This is a genomic window from Exiguobacterium sp. RIT452 (assembly GCF_003598705.1).
GTDB classification, from domain to species: Bacteria; Bacillota; Bacilli; order Exiguobacteriales; family Exiguobacteriaceae; genus Exiguobacterium_A; species Exiguobacterium_A undae.
Map to the genome: position 1 here is coordinate 1 of NZ_QXJB01000006.1, position 24,176 is coordinate 24,176.

At 48.6% G+C, this 24,176-nt stretch carries 23 protein-coding genes and 1 pseudogene; 8 read left to right on the plus strand and 16 right to left on the minus strand.

Annotation, left to right across the window (positions count from 1 at the left end):
• Nucleotides 1-202 (plus strand): annotated as a pseudogene (locus tag D3D03_RS12660) (copper amine oxidase); the annotation flags it as partial.
• A 99-nt stretch (nt 203-301) separates the two neighbouring features.
• Here D3D03_RS12660 and D3D03_RS12665 read toward each other — a convergent pair.
• Nucleotides 302-889, minus strand: coding sequence for a DedA family protein (locus D3D03_RS12665; RefSeq protein ID WP_119923753.1), 588 nt, complete (start codon nt 887-889; stop codon nt 302-304).
• A 302-nt stretch (nt 890-1,191) separates the two neighbouring features.
• Between D3D03_RS12665 and D3D03_RS12670 the strand changes: the two genes are divergently transcribed.
• Together D3D03_RS12670 and D3D03_RS12675 are read left to right on the plus strand one after the other, a co-directional pair.
• Nucleotides 1,192-2,403, plus strand: coding sequence for a dicarboxylate/amino acid:cation symporter (locus D3D03_RS12670; RefSeq protein WP_119923754.1), 1,212 nt, complete (start codon nt 1,192-1,194; stop codon nt 2,401-2,403).
• 177 nt (nt 2,404-2,580) lie between these two features.
• Nucleotides 2,581-3,366, plus strand: coding sequence for an NUDIX domain-containing protein (locus tag D3D03_RS12675; protein ID WP_119923755.1), 786 nt, complete (start codon nt 2,581-2,583; stop codon nt 3,364-3,366).
• Between the two features lie 98 nt (nt 3,367-3,464).
• Here D3D03_RS12675 and D3D03_RS12680 read toward each other — a convergent pair whose 3' ends face one another.
• On the minus strand, nt 3,465-4,067 hold the full coding sequence (locus D3D03_RS12680; protein WP_026834136.1) for a CPBP family intramembrane glutamic endopeptidase: 603 nt from the start codon (nt 4,065-4,067) through the stop codon (nt 3,465-3,467).
• A gap of 179 nt (nt 4,068-4,246) precedes the next feature.
• Here D3D03_RS12680 and D3D03_RS12685 point away from each other — a divergent pair, with 179 nt between their 5' ends.
• A complete protein-coding gene (locus tag D3D03_RS12685; protein ID WP_119923756.1) occupies nt 4,247-5,167 on the plus strand; it encodes an Rgg/GadR/MutR family transcriptional regulator in 921 nt (306 codons plus the stop codon).
• Between the two features lie 329 nt (nt 5,168-5,496).
• On the opposite strand, the gene D3D03_RS12690 is transcribed toward D3D03_RS12685, so the two are convergent.
• A complete protein-coding gene (locus tag D3D03_RS12690; RefSeq protein ID WP_119923757.1) occupies nt 5,497-6,357 on the minus strand; it encodes a VOC family protein in 861 nt (286 codons plus the stop codon).
• Between the two features lie 120 nt (nt 6,358-6,477).
• On the opposite strand from D3D03_RS12690, the gene D3D03_RS12695 reads away from it, so the two are divergent.
• Both D3D03_RS12695 and D3D03_RS12700 read left to right on the plus strand, forming a co-directional pair.
• Nucleotides 6,478-6,849, plus strand: a complete 372-nt coding sequence (locus tag D3D03_RS12695; RefSeq protein WP_026834139.1) for a winged helix-turn-helix transcriptional regulator — start codon at nt 6,478-6,480, stop codon at nt 6,847-6,849.
• An 81-nt stretch (nt 6,850-6,930) separates the two neighbouring features.
• Entirely contained in the window at nt 6,931-7,701 is a 771-nt protein-coding gene (locus D3D03_RS12700; RefSeq protein ID WP_119923758.1) for a nucleotidyltransferase domain-containing protein, read from the plus strand.
• Between the two features lie 259 nt (nt 7,702-7,960).
• Here D3D03_RS12700 and D3D03_RS12705 read toward each other — a convergent pair whose 3' ends face one another.
• Complete coding sequence (locus tag D3D03_RS12705; RefSeq protein WP_119923759.1) at nt 7,961-8,890, minus strand: NADP-dependent oxidoreductase; 930 nt, start codon at nt 8,888-8,890, stop codon at nt 7,961-7,963.
• A 101-nt stretch (nt 8,891-8,991) separates the two neighbouring features.
• Nucleotides 8,992-10,464 (minus strand): methyl-accepting chemotaxis protein, encoded by a 1,473-nt coding sequence (locus D3D03_RS12710; RefSeq protein WP_119923760.1) that lies wholly within the window; start codon nt 10,462-10,464, stop codon nt 8,992-8,994.
• 146 nt (nt 10,465-10,610) lie between these two features.
• Here D3D03_RS12710 and crcB (D3D03_RS12715) point away from each other — a divergent pair, with 146 nt between their 5' ends.
• Together crcB (D3D03_RS12715) and crcB (D3D03_RS12720) are read left to right on the plus strand one after the other, a co-directional pair.
• Nucleotides 10,611-11,012: a fluoride efflux transporter CrcB gene (gene crcB, locus D3D03_RS12715; protein ID WP_026834145.1), complete on the plus strand. Its 402-nt coding sequence runs from the start codon at nt 10,611-10,613 to the stop codon at nt 11,010-11,012.
• Entirely contained in the window at nt 11,009-11,356 is a 348-nt protein-coding gene (gene crcB, locus D3D03_RS12720) for a fluoride efflux transporter CrcB (RefSeq protein WP_026834146.1), read from the plus strand. Before crcB (D3D03_RS12715) ends, crcB (D3D03_RS12720) begins: the two co-directional genes overlap by 4 nt.
• Nucleotides 11,357-11,423: 67 nt before the next feature.
• On the opposite strand, the gene D3D03_RS12725 is transcribed toward crcB (D3D03_RS12720), so the two are convergent.
• From D3D03_RS12725 to D3D03_RS12780, 11 genes are all read right to left on the minus strand, one after another.
• Nucleotides 11,424-12,278, minus strand: coding sequence for a DegV family protein (locus D3D03_RS12725; RefSeq protein ID WP_026834147.1), 855 nt, complete (start codon nt 12,276-12,278; stop codon nt 11,424-11,426).
• Nucleotides 12,279-12,349: 71 nt separating this feature from the next.
• Nucleotides 12,350-13,378, minus strand: coding sequence for an aldose epimerase family protein (locus D3D03_RS12730; RefSeq protein ID WP_026834148.1), 1,029 nt, complete (start codon nt 13,376-13,378; stop codon nt 12,350-12,352).
• Between the two features lie 103 nt (nt 13,379-13,481).
• A complete protein-coding gene (locus D3D03_RS12735) occupies nt 13,482-15,167 on the minus strand; it encodes a LytS/YhcK type 5TM receptor domain-containing protein (protein ID WP_026834149.1) in 1,686 nt (561 codons plus the stop codon).
• Nucleotides 15,168-15,340: 173 nt separating this feature from the next.
• Entirely contained in the window at nt 15,341-16,654 is a 1,314-nt protein-coding gene (locus tag D3D03_RS12740; protein WP_026834150.1) for a hemolysin family protein, read from the minus strand.
• 34 nt (nt 16,655-16,688) lie between these two features.
• Nucleotides 16,689-17,087 carry a MerR family transcriptional regulator gene (locus tag D3D03_RS12745; protein ID WP_028107138.1) on the minus strand — a complete coding sequence of 133 codons (399 nt, stop codon included), beginning with the start codon at nt 17,085-17,087 and terminating at the stop codon, nt 16,689-16,691.
• A gap of 366 nt (nt 17,088-17,453) precedes the next feature.
• The gene (locus D3D03_RS12750; RefSeq protein WP_119923761.1) at nt 17,454-19,586 is read right to left on the minus strand and encodes a (Fe-S)-binding protein; all 2,133 of its coding nucleotides are present in this window, start codon (nt 19,584-19,586) and stop codon (nt 17,454-17,456) included.
• Between the two features lie 189 nt (nt 19,587-19,775).
• Nucleotides 19,776-20,819, minus strand: a complete 1,044-nt coding sequence (locus tag D3D03_RS12760) for a zinc-binding dehydrogenase (protein ID WP_119923762.1) — start codon at nt 20,817-20,819, stop codon at nt 19,776-19,778.
• A gap of 79 nt (nt 20,820-20,898) precedes the next feature.
• Nucleotides 20,899-21,339, minus strand: a complete 441-nt coding sequence (locus D3D03_RS12765; protein WP_119923763.1) for an NUDIX domain-containing protein — start codon at nt 21,337-21,339, stop codon at nt 20,899-20,901.
• Nucleotides 21,340-21,418: 79 nt separating this feature from the next.
• Nucleotides 21,419-21,838 carry a hypothetical protein gene (locus D3D03_RS12770; RefSeq protein WP_026834156.1) on the minus strand — a complete coding sequence of 140 codons (420 nt, stop codon included), beginning with the start codon at nt 21,836-21,838 and terminating at the stop codon, nt 21,419-21,421.
• On the minus strand, nt 21,828-22,250 hold the full coding sequence (locus D3D03_RS12775) for a YwiB family protein (protein WP_233550706.1): 423 nt from the start codon (nt 22,248-22,250) through the stop codon (nt 21,828-21,830). Before D3D03_RS12775 ends, D3D03_RS12770 begins: the two co-directional genes overlap by 11 nt.
• Nucleotides 22,251-22,365: 115 nt before the next feature.
• Nucleotides 22,366-24,066 carry a glycoside hydrolase family 13 protein gene (locus D3D03_RS12780; protein ID WP_051524068.1) on the minus strand — a complete coding sequence of 567 codons (1,701 nt, stop codon included), beginning with the start codon at nt 24,064-24,066 and terminating at the stop codon, nt 22,366-22,368.
• Nucleotides 24,067-24,176 lie beyond the last annotated feature (110 nt).

Sequence of the window (24,176 nt, forward strand, 5' to 3'; positions counted from 1 at the left end):
TGTGGGGGCAAACCTTGGTGACGCAATCGTCAAACAATCACCAGAGAAGTTCATGGACGGTACACCAGGCTCAATGCCAAACACAGGTAACGGCGGCATGAGCGACAACAACACAGCAGCAACGACTGGTGCGATCGCACTCTTCGGTCTCGCACTCGGTGCAGCCGGAATCGTCCTCGCTCGCAAACGTCAAAACGCATAAGACTAATGGATGAACAAAGACCCCTTCAGAATTCGTTTCTGAAGGGGTCTTTTTATGTAAATAAGACAACACCTGTCCACTTCTCAGTGTTCAGTTGTCTTATTCCGTCACGTAACTTTCTTCTTTTTTAATGCGTTGCCGACGTTTCGCATGTACGACACTTGAAACAACTACCGTTAACAAAACAGCTAAAATTAGCAGCACCATACTCGGATTTTGAGTTAACCACATCCAAAGCTCCGACCATGTGACCGCCTCTCCGATTCGAACAATCAAAAACGTCCATAACCCGGTGTAGAGACCTGCCGCAGCGAATGTCATCGCCAAATAGCGCGGTAACGGATAACCGAGCAACCCGGCAACGTAATGAATCGGGTGCCGGACACCCGGTAAAAAGAACGATAACCCGATTGCCCACAACCCGCGGCGTTCCAAAATCGACTCGGCCTGTTCCAGAAATTTGGATTTCATGAAACGTTTCACGAGCGGGATCTCCCGGAAAAAACGTGCGAGCAGATAAAACCAAGTAAACGCAATAAAAAAGACCGGCCATGCCGCAAGCCAAATCAAAATCGGATGAATGCCTTCCCGTAATCGTAATGCAACGTGTCCCATCATCAGCACATCATCCGATAAAGGGGTAAACATAATGCCGCCCGCTAATCGGACCAACGCCATAAAATCCATGATTCTCTCACTTCCCTCTTTTTTCTCTCTATAGTTCAAGTATGCCCTTTTTTTCTATAGTTGAGCCCTTTTCTTTTCTTAACTAGTTCTTATATTTTCACGATGTCCTAAAAATATGATTTTAAATCTGTACATTGTTTCGATTAGAAGTGGCTGTACTAAAGTAATCAAGCATTTTTTCGGGAAACCCTGCAATCGGTTTCTGTTTTCGAAATAATCGGAATGATTCAAACACGGTGGTAATACCATTTTGAATGTGCGAAAATAGCACCTATTCAGCTTTACTACTCTTTTGAGAAAGGATGATTGGTTTGAAGTTTAACATTGGTCTACTGGGACGTATCGTGATCGCCATCGCATTTGGAATTATAGCAGGTAGTCTCGTCACCGAACGCTTCGATTGGATCGTCCGTTCTTTTGTAACGTTTAACGGTATATTTGGTCAATTCTTATCGTTCGCCATCCCACTCATCATCCTCGGCTTTATCGTTCCCGGGATCGGAGAACTTGGGAAAGGTGCCGGAAAGCTGGTTGGCATCACCGCCCTCATCGCTTACCTGTCAACGGTTACCGCCGGACTCCTCGCTTATGGAACGGCCGTCAGCCTCTTCCCTAAAATGTTGAGCGGCTCATTCGGCAAGATGGAAAACCCGGAAGAAGCGTTGCTGAAAGGCTTCATGGAAATCGAAATCCCGCCGGTCTTCGGCGTCATGACAGCTCTTGTCATGGCATTCGTGTTCGGCATCGGGATTGCTGCCGTCAAGAGTGACCGCCTCTTGGAACTCGCGGTTGATTTCCGCAGCATCATTGAACTCGTAATTGCGAAAGTCATCATCCCGTTACTTCCATTCCACATCGCGGGAATTTTCATGAACATGACGTATGCCGGTCAAGTCGCAGAAATCCTTTCTGTGTTTGCCCTTGTCTTCGTCGTCATCATCGTCTTGCACTTCGTCATGCTGACACTTCAATATGTCATCGCAGGCATCGTCAATAAAGAAAATCCGTTCCGCCTCCTCAAGACGATGATGCCGGCTTACTTCACTGCCATCGGGACACAGTCTTCGGCAGCAGCGATTCCGGTTACGCTGCGTCAAACGAAGGCGAACGATACCGATGAGGAAGTCGCCAATTTCGTCGTCCCGCTCTGTGCGACGATTCACCTCGCCGGTTCAACGATTACATTGACCTCTGTCGTCATTGCGATTCTTTACTTGAACAATCTGCCGGTGACATTTGGTCAAATCTTCCCGTTCATTCTCGCCCTCGGCGTCACGATGATTGCCGCACCGGGCGTTCCGGGCGGAGCTGTCATGGCTGCGACCGGACTGTTTGTGTCGATGCTCGGATTTGATCAAACGATGGTCAGTCTGGCGATTGCCCTGTATATCGCCCAAGACAGCTTCGGCACAGCCGCTAACGTCGCAGGTGATGGGGCCATCGCGAAAATCGTGCATGCCATCAAACGCAACACATCCATTCTCGACGAAAAAAAGCCGCGTGAAATTGCTTGATGCGGATCTCAGTGGTGCCTCAAAAAAAGATTAATTGAACGGCACATTCCAAACGACTTCGCATGACGCGGAGTCGTTTTTTCGTGAACGGATTCCGGCGAAAAGCAGGGATTTCGTTTCGCGTCCGAGAAGGTAGTCTAAGAACATAACTGCTGAAACGATAGAGGAGGAATTTCCATGTTACATCGCCGGAAGACCTATACGATTCGCCCGGAACGACTGCAGGAATTTACCGAGTTCTTTCACACGTATCTCTACCCGTTACAAATCAGCCACGGCGCCCGTCTTGTCGGTCGCTGGGTAAACGAAGCAGAAGATGAAGTCATTGCAATCTGGGAATACCGTGATCGTGAACATTACGAACAAGTCGACCGGGACGTCCGTGGCAGCACGTTGCGCCGCGAAGCGATGAAAAAACGCGCCCGTCTCGGAAAAAACCTTTATATTAAATCAACGGAAGACTTTTTGACGGCGACCGGTGTTTATGCCCCGCCGCGTGCCATCGTCAGCGTCACCGCTTATATCACGAACGAAGCCGGAGAAGTTCTGCTTGTCCGCAATCTCCATCGTGGGGACACGTATGAGATGCCGGGTGGTCAGGTCGAAAATCATGAATCGATTCTTGATGCCATTAAGCGTGAAGTCAAAGAGGAAACCGGCGCAGATGTCACAATTGACGGCATCACAGGGATTTATCAAAACATCTCAAGCCACGTCCTCTGCGTTGCTTTCCGCGGTACGTACACAAGCGGAGAACTCCGTCCGCAAGAAGGAGAAACGGCGGAAGTCGGCTTCTTCCCGCTGACGCGCGACACTATCGACACGTATATCAAGCGGGAACACTTCCAGTTGCGGACACTCGACGCGATGGATCCACATTACTTCCCGCATGCTTTATATAAAGTTAGACCATATGAACTGATCAGCCGTTATGACGGAAATGCAACGTCATCTTTCCGTTAAACAACGTGTAATTCATCAGTACTCAACAAAAAAATCCAGTAGTAGACTCTATACGTCTACTGCTGGATTTTTGAATTCAGGTTCAGACATGCAATCTGTTAGAGGGAGAGTGCAATCAAGTCGACAATCACGTGCGCGATCCAGGAACCCCAAATACTACGACCCGTTTTGATGTAAAGGTAGTTGAAGATCACTCGGGCCACACCTTGCAGAAGAAGAACATGCAAGAGTGTCGATACGAATGAACCATCCCAGTATGACGGAATATGCATGAGACCGAAGACGACAGCACTTAACAGTGTACTCGTCCACATTGATAATCCTTTACTCCGTGCGCCTTCAAGAATACCGATTCCGAGCAATTCTTCACCCATCAGCATGAACGGCATGATAAAAATGATTTGTCCCAGATGACCGGATGCCGGGTTCGCCGCCCATTCCATTCCTGCCATTCCCGATAATACCCCGATCAGCAGACCCACGACAAAGTAAAGGATGACGCTAAGGGGAATCATCCAAATTTTCTTCGGAAATGAAAGTACTTGAAGACTATCCTTTTTAAAAGCTACTGCCCATGCGATAAGCCCACAAACAAATAACGCTGACCATGCTGACTCCCACTGTACTAACGCTCCAAAACCAATTAATAATAAGATTGCTCCTATTAATAAGCCACTGTTTGTCGTCCGCATCGTTTTCATGACATGTTCCTCCTTGAGTAGTTACACGATGTCTAAATCGTGTTTGATTTGATACTTGAAGTATAAGACGTACATTCGGGAATAATTCCAATAGTCTCCTATTTAGTACCTGTCCTTTTTAGGAACGTTTATTCTTTTGTCTCGTTCTTTTTTCATTGGGAAACAGCAGTCCATTGACTATGAACACAGGAGGGATTTTTATCTTATCTCACGGAGAATTACTGAGGGAACTGCGGATCAAAAAAGGCGTCACACAAAAAGAACTGTACAGTGACGTCATGTCCAAATCCTATGCGATTCGATTCGAACAGGGAAAACATGAGATCTCGTTTCATCTCATCCAATTACTCCTCGAACGGCTTGGTATAGAACTTGATGAATTCCTGTACATTCAGCATGAATACAAGGAATCGCTCGTCGAACAATTTTATGATGAGTATGGATTAAAGGGAAATGCGAATGATATTAAAGGATTGATGGCGTTACGGGAGACCTATCGCGATTTTCCTGATTCCTACCAAAATGATTTACGGATTGCCGAACTGAATGCTCGTATCGAGCAACTTTCCTATTTCAATCAATACGGTGTACTGTCGAAAGAAGCGGTCTCACAAGAGACGCGTGATACGATTCACGACTACTTGGACCAGATTCAAACTTGGACGATTGGCGAACTACGTTTTTTTGCGAACACGCTTGATTTCATTGACTATGAGCGAAAAACAGAATACTTCCGCAGCATTCTCCCCTCCCTGCATCGTTACAAGCACTTTAAGCGCGGACGGACCGTCATCTGTACTTTGCTGATTAATGAAATCCATGAATTGATCATGAGTTCTGAGCTGAATATGGCGCAGACTTTACTCATCCAACTCGATGAATTTTCACAAGGGATCGAAACGATGTTTTATCGAAATACTCATCTCTTTTATACAGGACTCCTCCTGATTGCCCAAGGTGAGCACAACACCGGGAAACAGGACGTCGAGCAGGCGTTGATGATCTACAACGTACTCGGCTACCATCACCAAGAAGAACTCTCCCGTTCTTTTTATGTCACCCTTCTCGGAGAAGAAGGACCGGATTCGGGTATCAAATAAGTGACTTTTTACGTTCCATCCTCTTGATGTCGATAAAGTAAATCTAGATCAAATAAGAGGACGGTGACTTTTTTGAAAAAAACACGTTATTCGGGAAAGATGCTGCTAGAACGCGTTTTGATTTCCATTGTTTTTTTTTGGCTCACTTACATGTATATGCAGACACATTTATTCGGATCAAAGCTAATGATACCGTTATCCGGGTTCCTATCGGTTCAACTGTTTTTGCTTTAAAATCATATAAGTATCCATTTACTTTTCAATCCAAACATCCCCCGCGACACGACATCGTCATGTGGCGGGGGATGTTGTTTTATCTGCAATTTCGATCATACAGATGGAGCCAGAGTCAATCGAACGGTAATCCCGGCGTCATCCGTCACGTAAACGGCATCTTCCATCCGGTTCATTTCATAAGATGTCTGTGCGATTGCCGAAATTGCTGCTTCACGTGATGCTTCAGTCGGATAAATCAGTGTCCAGTACGAAAGTCCAACGGCGTCCGACGGTGTTTCCGGCGCATCAACACCTGCCCAGACGTTTGTTCCGATATGGTGATGATAACCACCGGCAGCAAGGAACAATGCCCGCATTCGCGAAGCATCCGCTGCCACATCAAAGCCGAGCGTCTCGACATAAAACTTCCGCGCCGCTTCCAGCGATTTGACGTGGAAATGAACGTGTCCCATGACCGTATCCGCCGGCATTCCGTACCACTCTTCCTCACCCGCTTCCACGAGCATGCTTTGCCAATCAACCGGATCGGTCGTCATCTTGACGTCACCGTTCGCTTCGTAGGTCCACGTCTCGCGTGGACGATCGGCATAAATTTCAATGCCGTTCCCGTCCGGATCCGATAAATAAAACGCTTCGCTGACAAGATGATCGCCTTGCCCGAGTTCAACTCCTTGGGCAATCAGATTACGGATGACAAATCCGAGCTCTTTTCGATTCGGCAATAAAATCGCAAAATGATACAAGCCGGCCACCGAATTGTTCGGCAGTTGTTTTGCCGTACTGTGCTGGTCGAGCACCACGAGCGGTGTCGTTTTGGCACCGAGTGTGGCCGTCTGTTCGTCTTGTGCCAAGACCGTCAAGCCGAGTGAATCACGGTAAAAGGTAATCGATTGAGCTAAATTCGTAATCCGTAAACGGACGGGTCCGAGTGTAATGTTTGGGTCAATGTTCATCTTTTTTCCTCCTCATGGATTCGCTTCGTGTGTTCATTATCCGTCAGGAGCGACCGGAACGGAAGTAGGCACTAAAAGGTGGTATAGTATCCTAAACGATACCACGAAGGAGGCACCATGATGGAACAGACACCCAGCTGTCGCGTCGAGACCGCACTCGAAATTCTGACCGGAAAATGGAAACCGTCGATTTTGCTCGAATTAATTACCCATGACACCCTTCGCTTCAGCGAGCTGAAACGGCATCTGCCGAACATCACGCAAAAAATGCTGACGGCCCAGCTCCGGGAACTCGAACTGAACGATATTGTCCACCGGGAAATCTATCAAGTTGTCCCGCCCCGTGTCGAATATTCACTGACCGATTATGGCAAGACGCTCATTCCCGTCCTCAACGCCATCAACGCGTGGGGTGAAAAACACGTCGACCATTTGGCGCAGAAAGAGATGCTCCAAGAAACCACTGCTTCTAGTGCAAGCGATTCATTTTAATCGAATCGCTCTTTTTTTATGAAATAATATCCCTAATTTCACGTATACTGACGGAATAGACTACGTAAGGGAGCGAAACCAATGCGTCAACTTTATGCGATTGAACAGTTGCTTGAAAGCTTAAAACAAGATCCGGCTGTCGAAGCCGTCTTTCTGAAAGGATCATTTGGCCGTGGAGAGGACGATGTCTATTCAGATATTGACCTCTATTGCCTGGTCGCCGGTGACACATTGCCCGATTTTTTGACACGCCGGATGGATCATCTGTCTGCTTACCGCCCCATCATCTGGAAAGACGACATCTTCATCGTCGCCCCGCAGTTGATTGCCGTCTATGACGATCTCTTACATATTGATTTGTTTACGGTGACACTCGATTCCTTGAATCACCACGATACGATCCGTGTTCTGTACGATCCGGCCGGACAACTCGAGCGCTATACCGACACGTCTTCTTTAGCACTGAGTACACAAGAAGCAGAAGACGAAGCGATTGATGCGATCTGGTTCCTGTTCCAGTACCAAAAAGCAGCCGGACGTGGTAATGCCTTATGGGCGGTTGAAATGTTGCGGAGTGCCTTGACGAAATTCGCCAAAGTGTTGCTGCACCGTTACGTCCCCGACCGGGCCCAACTCGGTTTAAAGACGATTCCTGATTATTTACCGGACGCTCCACGCCTGCGCCTGGAAGCGATTTATGCGGTCCTCGTTCCGGCCACGCATGGCGAAGCAGCTCGCCTCTATCGGGAATTTTTGCAGGCAGAATTGACGCACCTGCAACAGATGCTGATCCGTCAGCCAGATACATTACAGTTACTCGATCGACTGTTGGTATCCGAACAGGTCTATTAAAAACAGACCCTACAGTTAAACTGCGGGTCTCTCGCTAGAGGCTAACCTAAAAAAAAGATTCGTCCGCTCGTGACTCCTACGGGAAAAAGCGCGTTTTTTTGCGCTGTCAGAGACAAGCGAGACCCGGCTCCTTGTTCCTAGTGAACAAGAAGCCGCGACTTGCGTCTCGCCCGAGGAAAGCACGGGAGGAGAGAATCTTTTTTAGTTGATTGTGACGTCTACAGGCTAAGACCTGACGCTAGAAACGTCAGGTCTGCTTTTACTTCACTCTAATCACGATTTTACCTTTGGCATGACCTTCTTCGCCGTAATCATGCGCTTCTTTAATCTGGTCTAAATCAAAGATCCGGTCGACGACCGGTTTTAACTCTCCCCGTTCAACGGCCTGGGCGATATGTTGCAGCCGCTCGCCTGTCGGTTGCATGAAGACATAGGCGACGCGTGCCTGCGCTTCCTTCGCCTGATCTTCATCGGGTGGTGTCGAAATCGAGACGAGCATTCCGTTTGGTTTAAGCATGTGGTACAACTTCGCTTGTCCGTCGCCGCCCATCGTATCAAACACAAAATCAAGATCACGGACACGATCTGCCGGGTCTTCCTGTTTGTAATCGATGACTTCGTCTGCTCCAAGCGCCTTCACCCAGTCAACGTTTTTTGTACTTGTTGACGTAATGACGTGTAATCCGTGCGCTTTCGCGAGTTGAATCGCGACTGTTCCGACGCCGCCTGAACCGGCACCGATAAAGATTTTGTCCCCCGCTTTCGCATCCATCACTTCAAACATGACCTGCCATGCCGTGTGGGCGACGAGCGGGAGTGACGCTGCCTCTTCGAACGTCAGCGCTTCCGGTTTCTTGACGACAAGATGAGCATCCACCGCGACATATTCCGCATAGGTCCCTTGACGGGCGATATCCGGACGGCTGAACACTTCGTCGCCGACTTTTAAGTCCGTTACGTTCTCCCCGACTTCTTCGATAATACCGGACACATCCCAACCGATGACGAGCGGCATATCGTAACTGAGCATTTCTTTTAAGTATCCTTCACGCAACTTCCAATCAACCGGATTGACACTTGCTGCATGCACTGCAATCAAGACGTCATCCGCTCCGATACCCGGACGGTCGAGTTCCCCCACTTTAAATTGCTCCGAACCACCGTACTGTTCAATATAGGCTGCTTTCATGTCATTTCCTCCTCTGATTGTTGTACCTTCTAGTTGTTCCCGTTCACCACTTGCGACAAACGAAAAAAGTGTACCGACTCGTCAGAATCGATACACAGGTGTCAGGCATGGGCTGTCTGTTGCAGTGTTAATGCCGTGGCATTTAACGTATGGATGGCCTGCTGTAAATCAACGATTTGTTCGACTTGCGACCGTGTCAATCCGGACAGTTGATCACTGCTCGTCAGCAACAGATCCATGAAGGCATCAAGCTGTTCCGTCGCCTGTGCGATGTTCGTCAGACTGTTTGTGATTGTCACGAATTGCTGTTGTGCGCCGCTGATCGCCTGCACGGAATCGTTCGAATCGGTTGCAATCGTCTGCAATGCGGTTTGACTCCGTTGCATCCGCGCTTCCTGTTCCCGCAGCAAGCTGGTGCTGGCATCAATCGAGTTTCCGGTGTGCATGACATCACGGTCAACCCGTTCGATGATCTGATTGATTTCCGTTGAAGCCGCTGCCGTCTGCGCGGACAGATTCCGGATTTCCTGGGCGACGACGGTGAACCCTTTACCGAACTCGCCGGCACGCGCCGCTTCGATTGAGGCATTTAAGCTCAACAGATTGGTTTGTGTCGCAATCGCATTGATGCTCGAGGTGATGCTGACAATCTCTTTGAAGCGTCCTGCGAGCTGTCCAAAGGCGGTGACCGATTCATCCATACTTTCGGTTAATTGTTGTAACGACTCGCCGGCTTCACTGATCGTAGCCTGACTTTGCTCCGCCGTAACTTTTGATGATGAACTGAGAGCAAGTGCCCGATCGACGGCTGTTGCCACATCTGCCATCAACTCGACGTTATCGGTGTTCATCCGTTTAATCTGTCGGACGGATTGGGCATTTTTCGAAGAATTGTCCGCCAGCATCTGCATCGCTTGATCAATTTTCTCAAACGAAGCTTTTGCCGTATCGACCGTTTCACTCATCTCTTCCGTGAACGTCGTGACATCCGTTGCGGTCGCCGCTGACTGACGAAGCGTCAGTTGAGACGTCTCCGCATAATGTTCGGCTTTTTCTTGTTGGCGCTTCACTTCCCGCATGACGTTTCGCCCGAATACGGCGACGAACGTCGCTGCCGAAAAGACCATCAAGTAGATGACGAAAGCAACGATCATGTCAAACGTGTTCGTAAAGACGATGGTTCCGAGCAGCGTAAAGAGAACCAGTTCAAACAATCCGAGGACACCTGCGAGCACGACAAGGTGCGGGATGAGATAGACGATCGAGATTGTCAGATAGAGATAAGCAATCGTCCAGATGCTTTGAGACGGTAAGGTGACAAGCACCAGTGCCAGGACAAGGTACGTCAAGACGATTTGAATGTATTTCCCACTCGGTTTTTCACCAAAAAACTGATTTCCGGCAAGCAACGCAACTGTTAATAACAGTCCGCCGGCTAAAAACTGATAAAAGACACTCATCGGGACATAGCCGATTTGTGCAAAAATAAAAATCAAGGGATGGGCAATTGTAATCAATACAGGAATCAGACGAGAGAGTATTTTTGTACTCAATCGTTCAAGCGGTGAGACCATCTGCAAAACTCCTTCTGTTGGATTCGTACACTTTCTTATCGTCCAATTTTGAGATGACGTTTAGTCTCCATAAAAATTTTCATGACTTGACGCTTGATTTCTGAAAAGCGTATGGTAAATACAAAATGAGTGAAAGAAGGCTCTCTATGCTCTATCTATTAGTCGGGCTCGCCGGTATACTCGGTGCCTCTGCCCGGTATGGTCTTGGTCTTCTCATCGGACACGTTGCGGTGGGTGTGTTCCCGTGGGCGACGTTAAGCATCAATTTAATCGGTTGCTTCGTACTCGGCTACGCGACACATTTTTTATTTAAGACAACCTTGCTGCATCAGTATGCGATGACGGCACTTGGAACCGGTTTTGTCGGTTCCTTCACGACCTTCTCGACGTTCAGTGTCGAATCGGTTGAATTGTTGCGGGCTGGTGTGTACAGTTATGCGTTCGCCTATATCAGTCTCAGTTTGTTTGGCGGCTTGTTGTTGTCTTACGTTGGTTACCTCCTCGGAACACGCCGGTTACGCCGCTTTCAAAAGGAGGAGGTCTCATGAATCTCCTTGCTCTTGCGACCGGTGCCTTTTTTGGGGCAATCAGCCGCTTCGCCTTAAGCCAGTGGACGAAAACGGTGTGGAAACAGGATTTTCCGTTGGCGACTTTCGTCATCAATGTGCTCGGTTCGTTTTTACTCGGTCTTGTCATCGGCTCCCACCTCGATTCGACCTGGACGTTGTTGCTCGGGACCGGATTCCTCGGCTCGTTTACGACGTTTTCGACCTTTAAGCTGGAAACGTTACAACTCGTTCAGAATCAAAATCGAAAGACATTGGTGCTGTATCTCGGACTCAGTTACCTCTGCGGGATCGGTGCCGCTTTTTTAGGAATCATTCTTGCCTGATCGACATGAAAAAAAACCAGAATCAATTCCCTGCCTCAAGGAATCGATTCTGGTTTTTCGTTGTTTTTTAGTCATTCAGCCAGAACAAGCCGACTGTTTCTGCTCCGGCGTGTGTTCCGATTGCCGGACCAAACGTCCCGTCGAGCACCGTCAGTTCCGGGAATTTTGCTGCGACTTGTGTCCGTAAATCAGCCGCCATCTCTGGTGCCATCGTCGTTGCGACATAAATCCGGTTTTTATAAAACGTATGCTGACGCATCGCTTCTTCGACCTGTTTAATGATTTCGATGTACGCCTTTTTCAGCGACCGCGCTTTTTTAAACGGGACGATTTTTCCGGATTCGTCCGTCGTGATGATCGGTTTGATGCTGAGCAGGTTGGCAAGGAACAAATCACCGGATGAAACACGTCCGCCCCGGCGCATCGTCTCCATGTTTCCGACGATCATATAGAAATGCGTTTTCTTCGCCAGTGCATGCAAGGCTGCCGTAATTTCTTCGACTGACTTGCCTGCTGCTTCGAGTTCCATGCCGTAACGGATAAATTCCTGTTGGTTTTCAAACGCCGTATGGGAATCAATGATATGGACCGGGAAGCTGGCTGCTTCCGCTGCCGATGCTGAACTTTGCACTGTACTCGACAAACCGTTCGTACAGTGGACAGCGATCGCACAGTCATATCCCTCTTCTTTTAATCGTTCATACGTCCCGACGAATTCCCCAAAAATCGGTTGCGAGGTTTTAGCGACCAATTTCTTGTCTGCCTCAAGCGCGCGGAATAACCGTTCGACGGTAATCGTATCTTCGTTATATGCTGTCTCACCGAGCAAGATTTGAATCGGTACGACATTGACGCCGATTGCTTCTGCCTCTTCCTTTTTGAAATAGGCCATACTATCGGTCACCCATGCTATTTTAGTCATTTTCCTATGCCTCCGTTAGATTCTTCTCGCTTTATCCTACCATACTCGCTTAGGATGTTAGCAAAAAAACGTTACTGCATCCGACTAAATTGGAAGGTCGTCCGTTTTTCATAGACCTCGTCTGCCCGCAAGACGACAGACGGAAAATCCGGCTGATTGATGGCATCCGGCAACCCTTGGGTCTCAAGACAAATTCCAAGATACGGTGTTGCGCGACGTCCGGCGATCGTAAAGTCGCCCGCCAGATGATTGCCCGTATAGACGACGACGCCCGGTTGATCGGTTTCGACACGCAGTGTCCGGCCGCTGACCGGCTCTTCCAATACGATTTCCCCGCCTTCTTTTAATAAAAACGGGTGGTCGACACCGCTGCCGGCCTGGCGTAGTGCTTCATCACTCGCATGTGTCACTTCATACAGAGAACGCGCTGTCCGGAAGTCAAAGACGGTCTCATTGACGGATAAAATCTCACCCGTCGGAACCGATTCCTCATTTAACGGAATATAAAACGGTGCATCCATTCGCAAACGGTGCTGCTCAATCGTCGTTTTCGCATTTCCCGTCAAATTGAAATACGTGTGGTTCGTCGGACTGAACGGTGTCGAAGCCGTCGTCGTCGCGTGGTACGTTAAAATCAACGCATCGTCATCGGTCCAGTCAATCGTCAACCGGACATCAAGTTGTCCCGGATAACCGTTTTCGCCATCCGGACTCGTCAACAACAGGTGGAGCGTGTCGCCGTCGATTTCATGTTCAAAAAATCGGTTCGACCAGTTGACGCTGCCGCCATGCAGATGATGCTCCCCTTCGTTTTGTTCGAGGATATAGTTCATCCCTTCAAGCGCAAATGCTCCGTTGGCAATCCGACCGCCGACCCGTCCGATCGTCGCCCCTAAATGATGGGGATCTTCTAAATATTCTTCAATATCATCAAAGGCCAAGACGACATTTTCGACCGTTCCCTGTTGATCGGGAACGCGGATTGCCGTGATTTTCCCGCCTAAATTGAGTAGCTCTACGCTGTGTCCGCTGCGATTCATCAATGTAAAAGCGATGATCGGTTGCTCGCCGGAATACCCGACTTCTTTTGTTGTAATCATGCGCCTTATCCTCCTGTATCAATCTGCTCTTGCTTTCATTTTTACCCAGGATCAGCTAAAAAAAAACAATCGTCCGATTCCAGCACGCGGAATCAAACGATTGTCAGGTCCAGTCGGTTTCCATCGGCAGGACGATTTTGATCCGCGTCCCGTTCCCGGGTCGTGAATGGATCGTGCACTGAGCAGTCGTTCCATATCGCCGCATTAATGCCCGACGTAACAAAAAGAGATTACTCGTTTCAAGCTTTTTGTCCTGCTGCCATCGTTTCAAGAAGTCTCCCGGCAGTCCCGTTCCATTGTCCGTCACTTCCAACACCCAATGGGCTTCCTCCTGAAATGCCCGGACGTCAATCCGGTGATGGGGTCCACTTTGCGGAAAAGCATGCCGTAACGCATTATCGACCAGTTGCGTCACGAGCAGCGGAAAGACAAAGTGTTCTTCGACAGCCGTCTCGATGTCGAGATCGATCGTGACGGCAGCAGACGTCAACGGATGATGCCGGCGTATCCCTTCGAGCGATAAATACGACTTCAGCGTCAGCAACTCCTCGCGCAGCGGATGGAGATCCATCCGGCGAGCCGTCGTCAACAGTTGCCGTAACGCACCCAGCTGATGTTTGACCGGACTGTCCGGATCCGCCGTTTGGTGGATTTCGTCGACGATGCCAAGCAGATAATTCATGCTTAAAATCGGTTTGATCGTTTGGTTCGGGGAGTGCTCGAGTTGCTCGTCTTGATACAGCACCAGTTCCCGCGCCAGCAGTCCGACCAGTTGTTCCATTGTCTGTTCCATCGTATCGTCAAACAAATTGGCCGGGAACCAACAGACGATGCCGGCTTTTTTTCCTTCGATCTGTAACGGATGAAAGGAGACGATTTGATGCGTCAGTGCATCCTCCGACCGGTGGACTACTCCGGCTTCGACCCACTCGAGAATCGTCTGATGTTGAAACAAATCGGCGGTGTCGTGTCCCGTTCGGACATCCGCCAGAATCCCCTCTGCTCCGAGCAACACCACACGGTTAATCTTCGTCTCGGCCAAAATCGTCGTGCCGATCTGACGGGCAACGTCGACCGTCAATCCATGTTTCCGTAACGGACGGATCGCATCAAGCAGGCGATATGCGCGTGCCGACTCGCGGACAAACAGTTCATGTTCAAGCTTTAACTGAGCTCGCAGAATTGCGATGAACACACTGATTCCGACGGCATTGACGAACAACATCGGAAAGACGGCCTGGCGGGTCAATTCCAGGACAAGGGCTTGGTCTGAAGCTAACAGCAGGGCAATCCCGATATCAAGAATGACGGCACTCAAGACAATCCCGATCGGTTGGAGCAAGGCATACTGATCCTTCATCCGCCAGTGCCGGCTGTACAATCCGCTTAACAATCCCGCTAAAACGGCGATGATCCAACCGGATTCCGCACCAAACGATCCGAGCCAAAAGCGGTGAAAACCTACGAGCAAACCGGTCACTCCGCCAACAAGCGGTCCGCCGAGCAGACCACTCGTCACGATAATCGTCAGCCGGGTATCGACGACCCATTGATCGGGCGAGACTGCAAGTCCAAGCAACGGATCAATCGTCTGGTCCGCCGACAAGCCGATGCCGGCATAATTCATCAGGATGCCGGATACAACAAACACGCTTAACAACACAAGGTGATGGGCACGTCGCGAAGACGTCTGGAACAGGTGCCGTGACGTCCGCCACTGCGATAATAAAAAAGCCAGTAAAGCCAACATGCCTAAGCGGCTGAGTAAAAACGGAATTTGCTCAAGCACCGGAAACCTCCCTTCTCATGAACCCTCTATTTGTCTTGTTACCTCTTTCCCGGTCGCTTCACCGTTTCCCTACCAACTGAAATATTCTTTACACATTCGCCGTGAATTTCAATTTCCGACTGATCTTTTCCCGAAAAAAAGCGCCTTCCGCACAGGGCGAAAGACGCAACAGGTTATTCCGCTTGTTCAAGCGGGTGCAACCATAATTTAATTTGATTGATCTGATAGTTTTCCATCTCGATCACTTCGACTGAGAAGGCTTCCGTATCAATGTGTTCTCCCGGTTGTAAATCGATGTTGTGCATCTGAATCCAACCACCGATCGTATCGACGTCCTCATCGTTCGTAAACGTCAAGCCGAATCGGTTTTCAAGATCTTCCAGCAATACAGTACCGGCAATCAGATACTCATTGTTCGGCAACTCTTGGATTTCTTCGACTTCATCCGTGTCAAACTCGTCACGGATTTCACCGACGATCTCTTCGAGCAAGTCTTCCATCGCGACGATTCCGGCTGTTCCGCCGTATTCGTCGACGACCAATACGATGTGCGAGCGCGTTTTCTTCATTTTCCGCAACGTGTCTTGGAGCGATGTGACTTCCGAGACGACCGGTAAATCTTTCACGTAATGTGTGACCGGATGGTTATTCCCGTTGGCGAAGTCCGTCAGCATCTCTTTGACGTTGATGTAGCCGAGAATCCGGTCTTTATCGTTTTCTTCCGTCACCGGATAACGTGTAAACGGATTATCCATGAAGATTTCCATCAATTCGTCTTTTGACAACCGTTCTGAGATCGTCGCCATCCGCATCCGCGGAACCATCAAATCTTTTACGACATGTTCGTCAAACGCAAAGACGTTCTGCATGAGCGCAAGTTCCGTCTGATTGATTTCACCGCTTTGAAAACTTTGTGCCATGATGATTTTCAACTCATCTTCTGAGTGGGCTTGTTCGTGTCCAGCCGGTTTGACACCGAATAATCCAAGGAACAGTCGGGCCGAACCATTCAGCAACCAAATGAACGGGTACATGATTTTCCCGAAAATATACAATGGACGGGCAAACAATAAGGTCATTTTTTCCGCATACTGAATCGCCAGTGTCTTCGGTGCCAATTCTCCGATAACAACGTGTAAAAACGTCACGGAAACAAAGGCAATCCCGAATGACAATAAGGTCGAAACGGCAGCCGACACACCAAATTCATCAAACACCGGGTGTAAGATTTTTTCGACGGTCGGTTCACCGAGTGCCCCAAGACCAAGTGCCGTTACCGTGATTCCAAGCTGACAGGCAGACAAGTAATAATCGAGGTCGCCGGCAATCTTTTTCGCCAAGATGGCACTTTTGTTTCCTTCCTGAATCATTTGATCCAGACGCGACATCCGTACCTTAACGACAGCAAACTCTGATCCGACGAAAAACGCGGTCAACGCGATCAATAACACCACTAAAAATAAATTGATAAATAATATAGTATCCAAAATCCCCTAAACAGGGGTCACCTCCATTTTTTTGTTACAGCTGAGCAATCAACGAAGCAATCAATGTTAACCGACGCGACAATTCAAGCCGAATTTCCTGTTTCTCAAAATCCGTCGCCTGCATCAAACGCTGTTCGAGTCCCGTGACCGTGTTTTGAAGCTGCTGTACTTCCTGATAAATGGCGTCACCCGTTTTGACTTCACGCTCCGTGAAGAAAGCAAGAATCTCTTGCAGGGACAGCCGTTGTGTTTTTAAATACTCAATCTTTTGAATATGTTGAATGACATCTTCCGTATACAAACGATAGCCGGATGCTGTGCGCTCTGTTGTTAATAAACCGAGCGATGTATAGTAGTCGATCGTCCGTTTTGATAAGCCGGTGGCCTCCGCGACCTGACCGATTTTAAGCAACGCCTTCCCAAAGATCCTCACCTCCTATTCCGTTAGATAATGTTTTTATCATACCACGGTTAAACCGTACACAACAACGTTATGCTTATTAGGCAACAGGAAAAAGGGGCTGACTAAAAAAAAGAACCACTCGTTTTTTCACGCTCTTTCCTCAGGCGAGACACAAGCCAGTTTTCCTGCCTCATTCAGGCAGGAAAGCGGGTCTTGTTTGTCTCTGACAGCGCAAAAATGCGCTTTTCCCTGTAGGAGTTGCGTGTAACGAGTAATTCTTTTTTTAACGAGATAAGGGTGGCAGATTATCATTCTGTCACCCTTATCTTTGGAGAGACTGACTTTTGAGTCAGCCCCTTGAGCTTTTTCTGCGTTTTTCCATGCTCCCGACCTCAATCAGCTGGTTACCGGTTCTTTCGCGAGTGTTCCGACGATTGACCGTTCGAGCAGTTCAACGACATCATAGGTCGCGACTTGCTCGTCGACCTCTTTCGCCTTCGTTCCGTCGCTGAGCATCGTCAGGCAGTACGGACAAGCCGATCCGATGACAGATGGTTGGACCGTCAACAACTGTTCGGTCCGGGCGACATTGACACGTGCCCCGACTTTTTCCTCCTGCCACATCATGCCGCCTCCGGCTCCGCAACACATCCCTTTTTTCCGGTTGCGTTCCGTTTCGACAAGCGTGATTCCCGGAATCTTCTCTAAGATGTAACGCGGTGCATCATAAATATCATTGTAACGACCAAGGTAACACGAATCGTGATAGACAACCCGTTCACTGACTTCATGGATCGGTTTGATCCGTTGATCGTCAATCAACCGGGCGAGTAATTCCGTATGGTGATACACTTCGACGTCCGGACTGAGACCAAAGTCCGGGTACTCATTTTTAAACATATTGTATGCATGCGGATCAATCGTGACAATTTTTTTGACGCCGTATTTCTCAAACGACTTGATGTTCGCTTCCGCGAGTTCCTGGAACAGAACTTCATTCCCGATACGGCGTGGTGTGTCGCCGGAGTTTTTCTCATCGTTTCCGAGAATCGCAAACGAGATGTCCGCTTCATTTAAAATTCGCGCAAACGCCATCGCGATTTTTTGACTGCGGCTGTCATATGAGCCCATTGCTCCGACCCAGAAGAGGTATTCGAATTCTTCGCCGGCTTTTTTCTTTTCTTTTGCAGTCGGGACGACCAACTCTTCGCGCGTTTTGCGCCAGTTTTCGCGCTCTTTCCGGTTCATCCCCCACGGATTCCCTTGACGTTCGATGTTCGCCATCGTCCGTTGCATCTCGGGATCCATTTTTCCCTCCATCATCACAAGGTGACGACGGAGGTCGATGATTTTATCGACGTGTTCGTTCATGACCGGACATTGATCTTCACAGTTCCGGCATGTCGTACAGGCCCAAATTTCTTCTTCTGTGATGACGTTGCCGATCAATGAATCCGGCACAACATCCATCTGACCTGCCGCAGCAAGCGACGCGATTTGATTCCCTTGTGATCCTTCGAAGGCAAACGCCGGTGCCCACGGAGATTTTTGAGTGATTGCTGCCGTCTTCATATTCAGGTGATCACGTAATTTAACGATCAAGTCCATCGGTGACAGCATCTTCCCGGTTCCGCTCGCCGGACACATGTTGGTACAGCGTCCGCATTCGACACAGGCATACAAATCAACGAGTTGCTTCTGATTAAAATCTTCAATCCGGTTAACACCAAAGCTGAATTCCGCCTCGTCGTCTTCCGCTTCTTCCATGACCGATAAATCGATCGGTGTAATGCGTCCGACTTTTGATGTCCGTCCAAGCCAAACGTTGGCGGTTCCGGCAATCAAGTGCGCATGTTTTCCTTGTGGAATGTAGACCATGAAGCTCAGCAGGAACAAGAGATGGACCCACCAGAAGAACACAAACAGACCAAACGCCACTTGTTCCGGTACCCAGCTGAATAAAAAGGCAATCGCTGACGCCACCGGTTCTCCGAACGTCGAATGATTTTCATAGACCAGGAAAAATCCGTTTCCGAACAGAACGGCGACCATTAATCCGCCGATGAAAATCAACGCCAGTCCGGCCATGAAGTTCCGTTTCAGACGAACCAGTTTTTCAACATAGCGGCGGTAGAATCCCCAAACGACAGCCACTAAGATGACGAGCATGACGATTTCTTGGAAAAATGTAAAAATCGGATACAGTGGTCCGAGCGGGACATGCGGAAAACGTTGTCCAACCGCGAGTCCTTTCCAGATAAAATCAATCGCTCCAAATTGAACGAGTAAAAATCCATAAAACATCATGACGTGAATCGTACCGCTTTTCTTATCCTTCAACAGCTTCTTTTGACCGAATACGTTGACGAGAACCGCATTGAGCCGTTCTTTGTTCGTCAGCGTCCATTCCGCCTTTTTCCCCCTGCGAATCGCCTCATACCGACTTTTGACTAGCGTGACGAACAAATAACCTGCATAACCTGCGACGAGCAGGAAGGCAATCCAGTTAATCAGTAAAAACGTCCCCATGAAACAAGCCCCTTTCCCCCTAAAGCCATTATTTGATATGAGTATAGCATATAATGAATGGCTATTCATTCATTATTTTAATGTTTTTTCTGACTCGCTGTTAGATGAAAGACCACACAAAAAACGTGTTGTTCTCTCTCGCTTTCCTCAGGCGAGTGAAAACAACACGTTTTACCAATTACGATTTTTTTAATTTTGATCCGGTATCAATACGATTTTCCCGAGCTTTCCTGTTTCTTTAAAATACGTCTGGGCTGCTGCTGCTTCTTCAAGCGGAAATGTCCGATCGATGACCGGTTCCAGTTTTCCGGCAGCAATCGCGTCAAGCATCCGTGCGAATTCGGCACGTGTTCCGAGAACAGAGCCGTAAAACGTCAAATGCTTTAAATACAGCGTCCGGAAATCCAAGTTGGTCTGCTGACCGCCGGCAGAACCGGAAATGCAGAACTTCCCGCCATTTTTCAAAACAGTCAGCGCCGTCTTGAACAACGGATCCCCGACCACGTCGAGCACAGCGTCAATCGGTCCGCCGTTAACGGCGATGATCTCGTCCGCCAATTGTTCCGAGCGGTACGACAAGACATGTGTGGCGCCAAGACGTTTGAGTGCCTCTTCCGTCTTCAAGTCTCCGACCACGGCAATGACGGTCGCCCCAAACACGCGGGTGGCAATCTGGACATTCAAGGAGCCGACGCCGCCGTTTGCACCTGTGACGAGGACCGTTTGCCCCGGTTGCAGTTGCACTTGTTCGTTCATGTGCCATGCCGTTAATCCACTGACGGAGAAAACAGCACTTTTCGTGTAGTCGGCAAGCGGCATCGCATAACACAGTTCTGCCGGCCAAACGACATATTCGGCATATCCTCCGTCATACTCTGATCCGATGAACGCCATGTCTTCACTGATATGTTCCGTTCCCGGCTGACCCCCTGAAGTGAACGGAAACAAGACGACGTCTTGACCGTTGCGTGCTTCGTCGACCCCGCTTCCGACCTGCACGATCCGTCCACTGATGTCAGAACCCGGGACACGGGGAAACTGAACGCCTTCCGGTTTCCAGCCTGATTGGGCATCCGTTCCGTAGGCGCCTTCCCGCATCCAGATTTCCGTATTGTTGATGCCGCATGCTTTCACTTCGATCAGGACTTCCCCGGCGCGCGGTTTCGGAACCGGACGTTCCACGACTTCGAGTTGCTCGACACCACCATATCCATTGACTTGAACGACTTTCATATGTTTTCCTTCCTCTCTGAAACAGTTTCTCTTTATCCCTTGCCCGCTTTTTAAAAGCTTTAGACTTTATTCTGCGAAATTACCAAACCATCTTTTCGTACAGATAATAGGATTTGGATGTCTCATTCAAATAATCCTGCAACGGTTCAAGCACATCACGATTCAGAAGATAGTCCCCCAGCTGTTCGATCGGCACCCACTGACAGTCGACGACTTCTCGGTCAGGATCATTTGGTAACAATTCGCCTCTGACCGTACACTCAAAATAGGTGACGAGACTGTGGGCATCAAACTGTTCGATGAAGTTTTCTGTCACGTATGCCAGTTGGAACGTCTCGACGGACAGTCCGGTTTCTTCTGCCATCTCTCGTTTTAAAGCGTCCGCCAGCGTCTCGCCGGCTTCAATCACACCACCCGGCAGACTCCAGATCGATTCCGCTCCATCCGCCTGATTTTTGACCAACAGCAACTGATCCCCTTGTCTGACAATCCCGACGACAATCCGGTATAACGTTCTCATGCTGATTCCCCCTTTGTCATGAACACAAAAAAAGCAGCCCGTTCAAATATCCTTTGAATGGAACTGCTCCGGCACATACTTATTCTAATCCAAGCGATTGCGGTAATTTCACGGCACGTGCATATGCTGTTTTGTAATCTTTTTTCGACACGGCCTGTTCGACTTCCCGGATTGCCGGATGATTTTCTTCTGAAAAGGCACCTAAGATCGTCAAATAACGTTCGTAGACCGAATCATCTTCTTTTCGTGAATGAAGTAACGCCGTATACAGCATGACCGTATCTTCACCGTACAAGACCGGTAAGTCTTCGTTAATCAATAATAAGGAATCAATCGCGTCCGAATCGACTTTCGAATTGTATTCCGTCATGACCTGCTCTGCAAGCGCCTCAAGTTGATCGCGCCATTCGTTGTATTTCGGCTCATCATTTTCCAACCACTCGAACCAATCTTCTTCGAGCATCTGTTCCATCTCTTTTACCGTTTGTTCAAATGCCATCTGTCTCACTCCGTTCCCAAGTTAGTTCAATCGTATACGTGCCGACCGGCTGATGGTTCATCATCAGGTCGTACTGGAATTGCATGCGTTGTTCTGTCATTTCGATTGTTGCGGTTTCCGTCTCCATGACCATCTGACCAAACTGGCTCTCATAACCACTTTTCGTCTTTTGTCCCAGTATGAAGACATGGTGCATCGAGACCGGACCTTTTCGGTTCAACGCCACCTGATCGAGTGACCATTTGATGGTCGTGTCAATCGGTTGATCGTCCTCTTGAATGAACTTCAGGGCAAACCCATCCTTCGTTTCAAACAATGTGCCATCGGTTTCAAGCTCGACAGATTCTCGCATCGCTTCATCTTGAATCGATGTGACTTGTCGCAACCGCACCGGATAACGTGTTGGTTTCACTTTTTATCACCTCACCGTCTAGCGTACACGATTTTCTGATGTCCTGCATCTTCTGCTTTCCGCGCGCCAAAACAAAAAAGACCGGATTCAGCATCTGCCAAATCCAGTCTTTTCCTCAGCGTACGCGGTACAGACGTGCTTCGAACGGCTGAAGCGTCAATTCTGTTCCTTCGTGATACGTCGTCTCGTAGTTCGCGAGCATGACGTTATCCGAGTGAAGAATGATGTCGGTATCGACTTCCGCCACTTCATCTTTTAGATTCGTCACGATCAGGAATTGTTCATTTCCGAGTGTTCGTGTGTAAGCATACACTTTTGTATCCTCAGGAAGGATTAAGTCGTATTCTCCGTAAATCAACGTTTCTTCCATCTTCCGAATCTGAATCATCCGTTTGTAGAAGTTCAGGATCGAGTCTTCATCTGTTTGCTGGGACGCGACGTTAATATCCGCAAAGTTTGGATTGACGCCGAACCATGGCGACTGTTCCGAGAACCCGCCGTTTTGTTCATTCGTCCACTGCATCGGTGTCCGGGAGTTATCACGGGACGAGTTCCAGATGACTTCCATGATTTCTTCATGTGTTTTCCCTGATGCCAGTTGCATGTTGTACATGTTTTTCGTCGCGACATCATCGTAGTCGGAGATGTCCGGGAACTGAACGTTTGTCATTCCGATCTCTTGCCCTTGGTAGATGAACGGCGTCCCTTGCATGAAGAAATACATCATCGCAAGTGACTTCGCGCTTTGTTTCCAGTATTGTCCTTCATCACCCCAAAGCGAGACCGAGCGGACCTTATCGTGGTTTTCAAGATACAGTGCGTTCCAGCCTGTTTCTTCGAGTCCTTTTTGCCATTTCGTCAAAACTTGTTTCAGTTTGACAACGTCGACGCCTTTTTCGGCGTCGGCCCGCCACAGATCCATGTGTTCAAATTGGAAGACCATGTTCATCTTGCCGTTTTCTTCTCCGACCCAAAGATCTGCTTCTTCCGGTGTTACACCGTTCGCTTCACCAACTGTCATGATGTCGTATTTAGAGAACGTCTCGTTTTTTAATTCTTCGAGATATTCGTGAATCCCTTCGACGTTCATATGCATCTCAAATGAAGGAACGTGCGGCATACCGAGTGGATTTGGCAAGTCGGCATACGATTGATCCTTGTTGATGTGGCTGATGGCATCGATCCGGAAACCGTCGACCCCTTTATCAAGCCACCAGTTGATCATCGTGTAGACCGCTTGACGCATGTCTTTATTCCGCCAGTTCAAGTCGGGTTGACGACGTGAGAAGACGTGCAGGAAATACTGCTCGGTCTTTTCATCGTATTCCCATGCTGAACCGCCGAAGATGCTTTCCCAGTTGTTCGGCTCACCGCCGTTGACTGCATCTTTCCAGATGTACCAGTCACGTTTATCGTTGTCTTTTGACGAACGGGATTCGAGGAACCACGGGTGTTCGTCCGACGTATGATTGACGACTAAATCCAGCAGTACTTTAATATCGCGTTTATGTGCTTCTTCCATTAATAAATCAAAATCGGCCATCGTTCCAAATTCGTCCATGATGTCTTCATAATCACTGATGTCGTATCCGTTGTCATCGTTTGGTGATTTGAACATCGGGCAAATCCATAACACATCGACTCCGAGATCTTTCAGATAATCCAATTTTGCGATGATACCCGGGATATCGCCGATTCCATCGTTGTTTGCATCATAAAAGCTGCGTGGATAAATTTGATAAGCAACTGCTTCTTTCCACCAAGCTCGCGTGAGTGTTTTTTGTGCCGTTTCCGGACGCGGTATCATTTGTGTCATTATGGATAAATCCTCTCGTATTTCAGTCTTTGTTGTCCGTTTTTTTATACAAATTCTCGACGTTTTATACTATTCATCGGTTTAGTTTTTTATAGCGCAACCGATTGCGC

Excerpts from the sequence above, each read along its gene's own strand:
- D3D03_RS12665 (WP_119923753.1), bottom strand. The coding sequence starts at position 889 with ATGGATTTTATGGCGTTGGTCCGATTAGCGGGCGGCATTATGTTTACC.
- D3D03_RS12670 (WP_119923754.1), top strand. The coding sequence starts at position 1,192 with ATGATTGGTTTGAAGTTTAACATTGGTCTACTGGGACGTATCGTGATC.
- D3D03_RS12675 (WP_119923755.1), top strand. The coding sequence starts at position 2,581 with ATGTTACATCGCCGGAAGACCTATACGATTCGCCCGGAACGACTGCAG.
- D3D03_RS12680 (WP_026834136.1), bottom strand. The coding sequence starts at position 4,067 with ATGAAAACGATGCGGACGACAAACAGTGGCTTATTAATAGGAGCAATC.
- D3D03_RS12685 (WP_119923756.1), top strand. The coding sequence starts at position 4,247 with ATGAACACAGGAGGGATTTTTATCTTATCTCACGGAGAATTACTGAGG.
- D3D03_RS12690 (WP_119923757.1), bottom strand. The coding sequence starts at position 6,357 with ATGAACATTGACCCAAACATTACACTCGGACCCGTCCGTTTACGGATT.
- D3D03_RS12695 (WP_026834139.1), top strand. The coding sequence starts at position 6,478 with ATGGAACAGACACCCAGCTGTCGCGTCGAGACCGCACTCGAAATTCTG.
- D3D03_RS12700 (WP_119923758.1), top strand. The coding sequence starts at position 6,931 with ATGCGTCAACTTTATGCGATTGAACAGTTGCTTGAAAGCTTAAAACAA.
- D3D03_RS12705 (WP_119923759.1), bottom strand. The coding sequence starts at position 8,890 with ATGAAAGCAGCCTATATTGAACAGTACGGTGGTTCGGAGCAATTTAAA.
- D3D03_RS12710 (WP_119923760.1), bottom strand. The coding sequence starts at position 10,464 with ATGGTCTCACCGCTTGAACGATTGAGTACAAAAATACTCTCTCGTCTG.
- crcB (WP_026834145.1), top strand. The coding sequence starts at position 10,611 with ATGCTCTATCTATTAGTCGGGCTCGCCGGTATACTCGGTGCCTCTGCC.
- crcB (WP_026834146.1), top strand. The coding sequence starts at position 11,009 with ATGAATCTCCTTGCTCTTGCGACCGGTGCCTTTTTTGGGGCAATCAGC.
- D3D03_RS12725 (WP_026834147.1), bottom strand. The coding sequence starts at position 12,278 with ATGACTAAAATAGCATGGGTGACCGATAGTATGGCCTATTTCAAAAAG.
- D3D03_RS12730 (WP_026834148.1), bottom strand. The coding sequence starts at position 13,378 with ATGATTACAACAAAAGAAGTCGGGTATTCCGGCGAGCAACCGATCATC.
- D3D03_RS12750 (WP_119923761.1), bottom strand. The coding sequence starts at position 19,586 with ATGGGGACGTTTTTACTGATTAACTGGATTGCCTTCCTGCTCGTCGCA.
- D3D03_RS12760 (WP_119923762.1), bottom strand. The coding sequence starts at position 20,819 with ATGAAAGTCGTTCAAGTCAATGGATATGGTGGTGTCGAGCAACTCGAA.
- D3D03_RS12765 (WP_119923763.1), bottom strand. The coding sequence starts at position 21,339 with ATGAGAACGTTATACCGGATTGTCGTCGGGATTGTCAGACAAGGGGAT.
- D3D03_RS12770 (WP_026834156.1), bottom strand. The coding sequence starts at position 21,838 with ATGGCATTTGAACAAACGGTAAAAGAGATGGAACAGATGCTCGAAGAA.
- D3D03_RS12780 (WP_051524068.1), bottom strand. The coding sequence starts at position 24,066 with ATGACACAAATGATACCGCGTCCGGAAACGGCACAAAAAACACTCACG.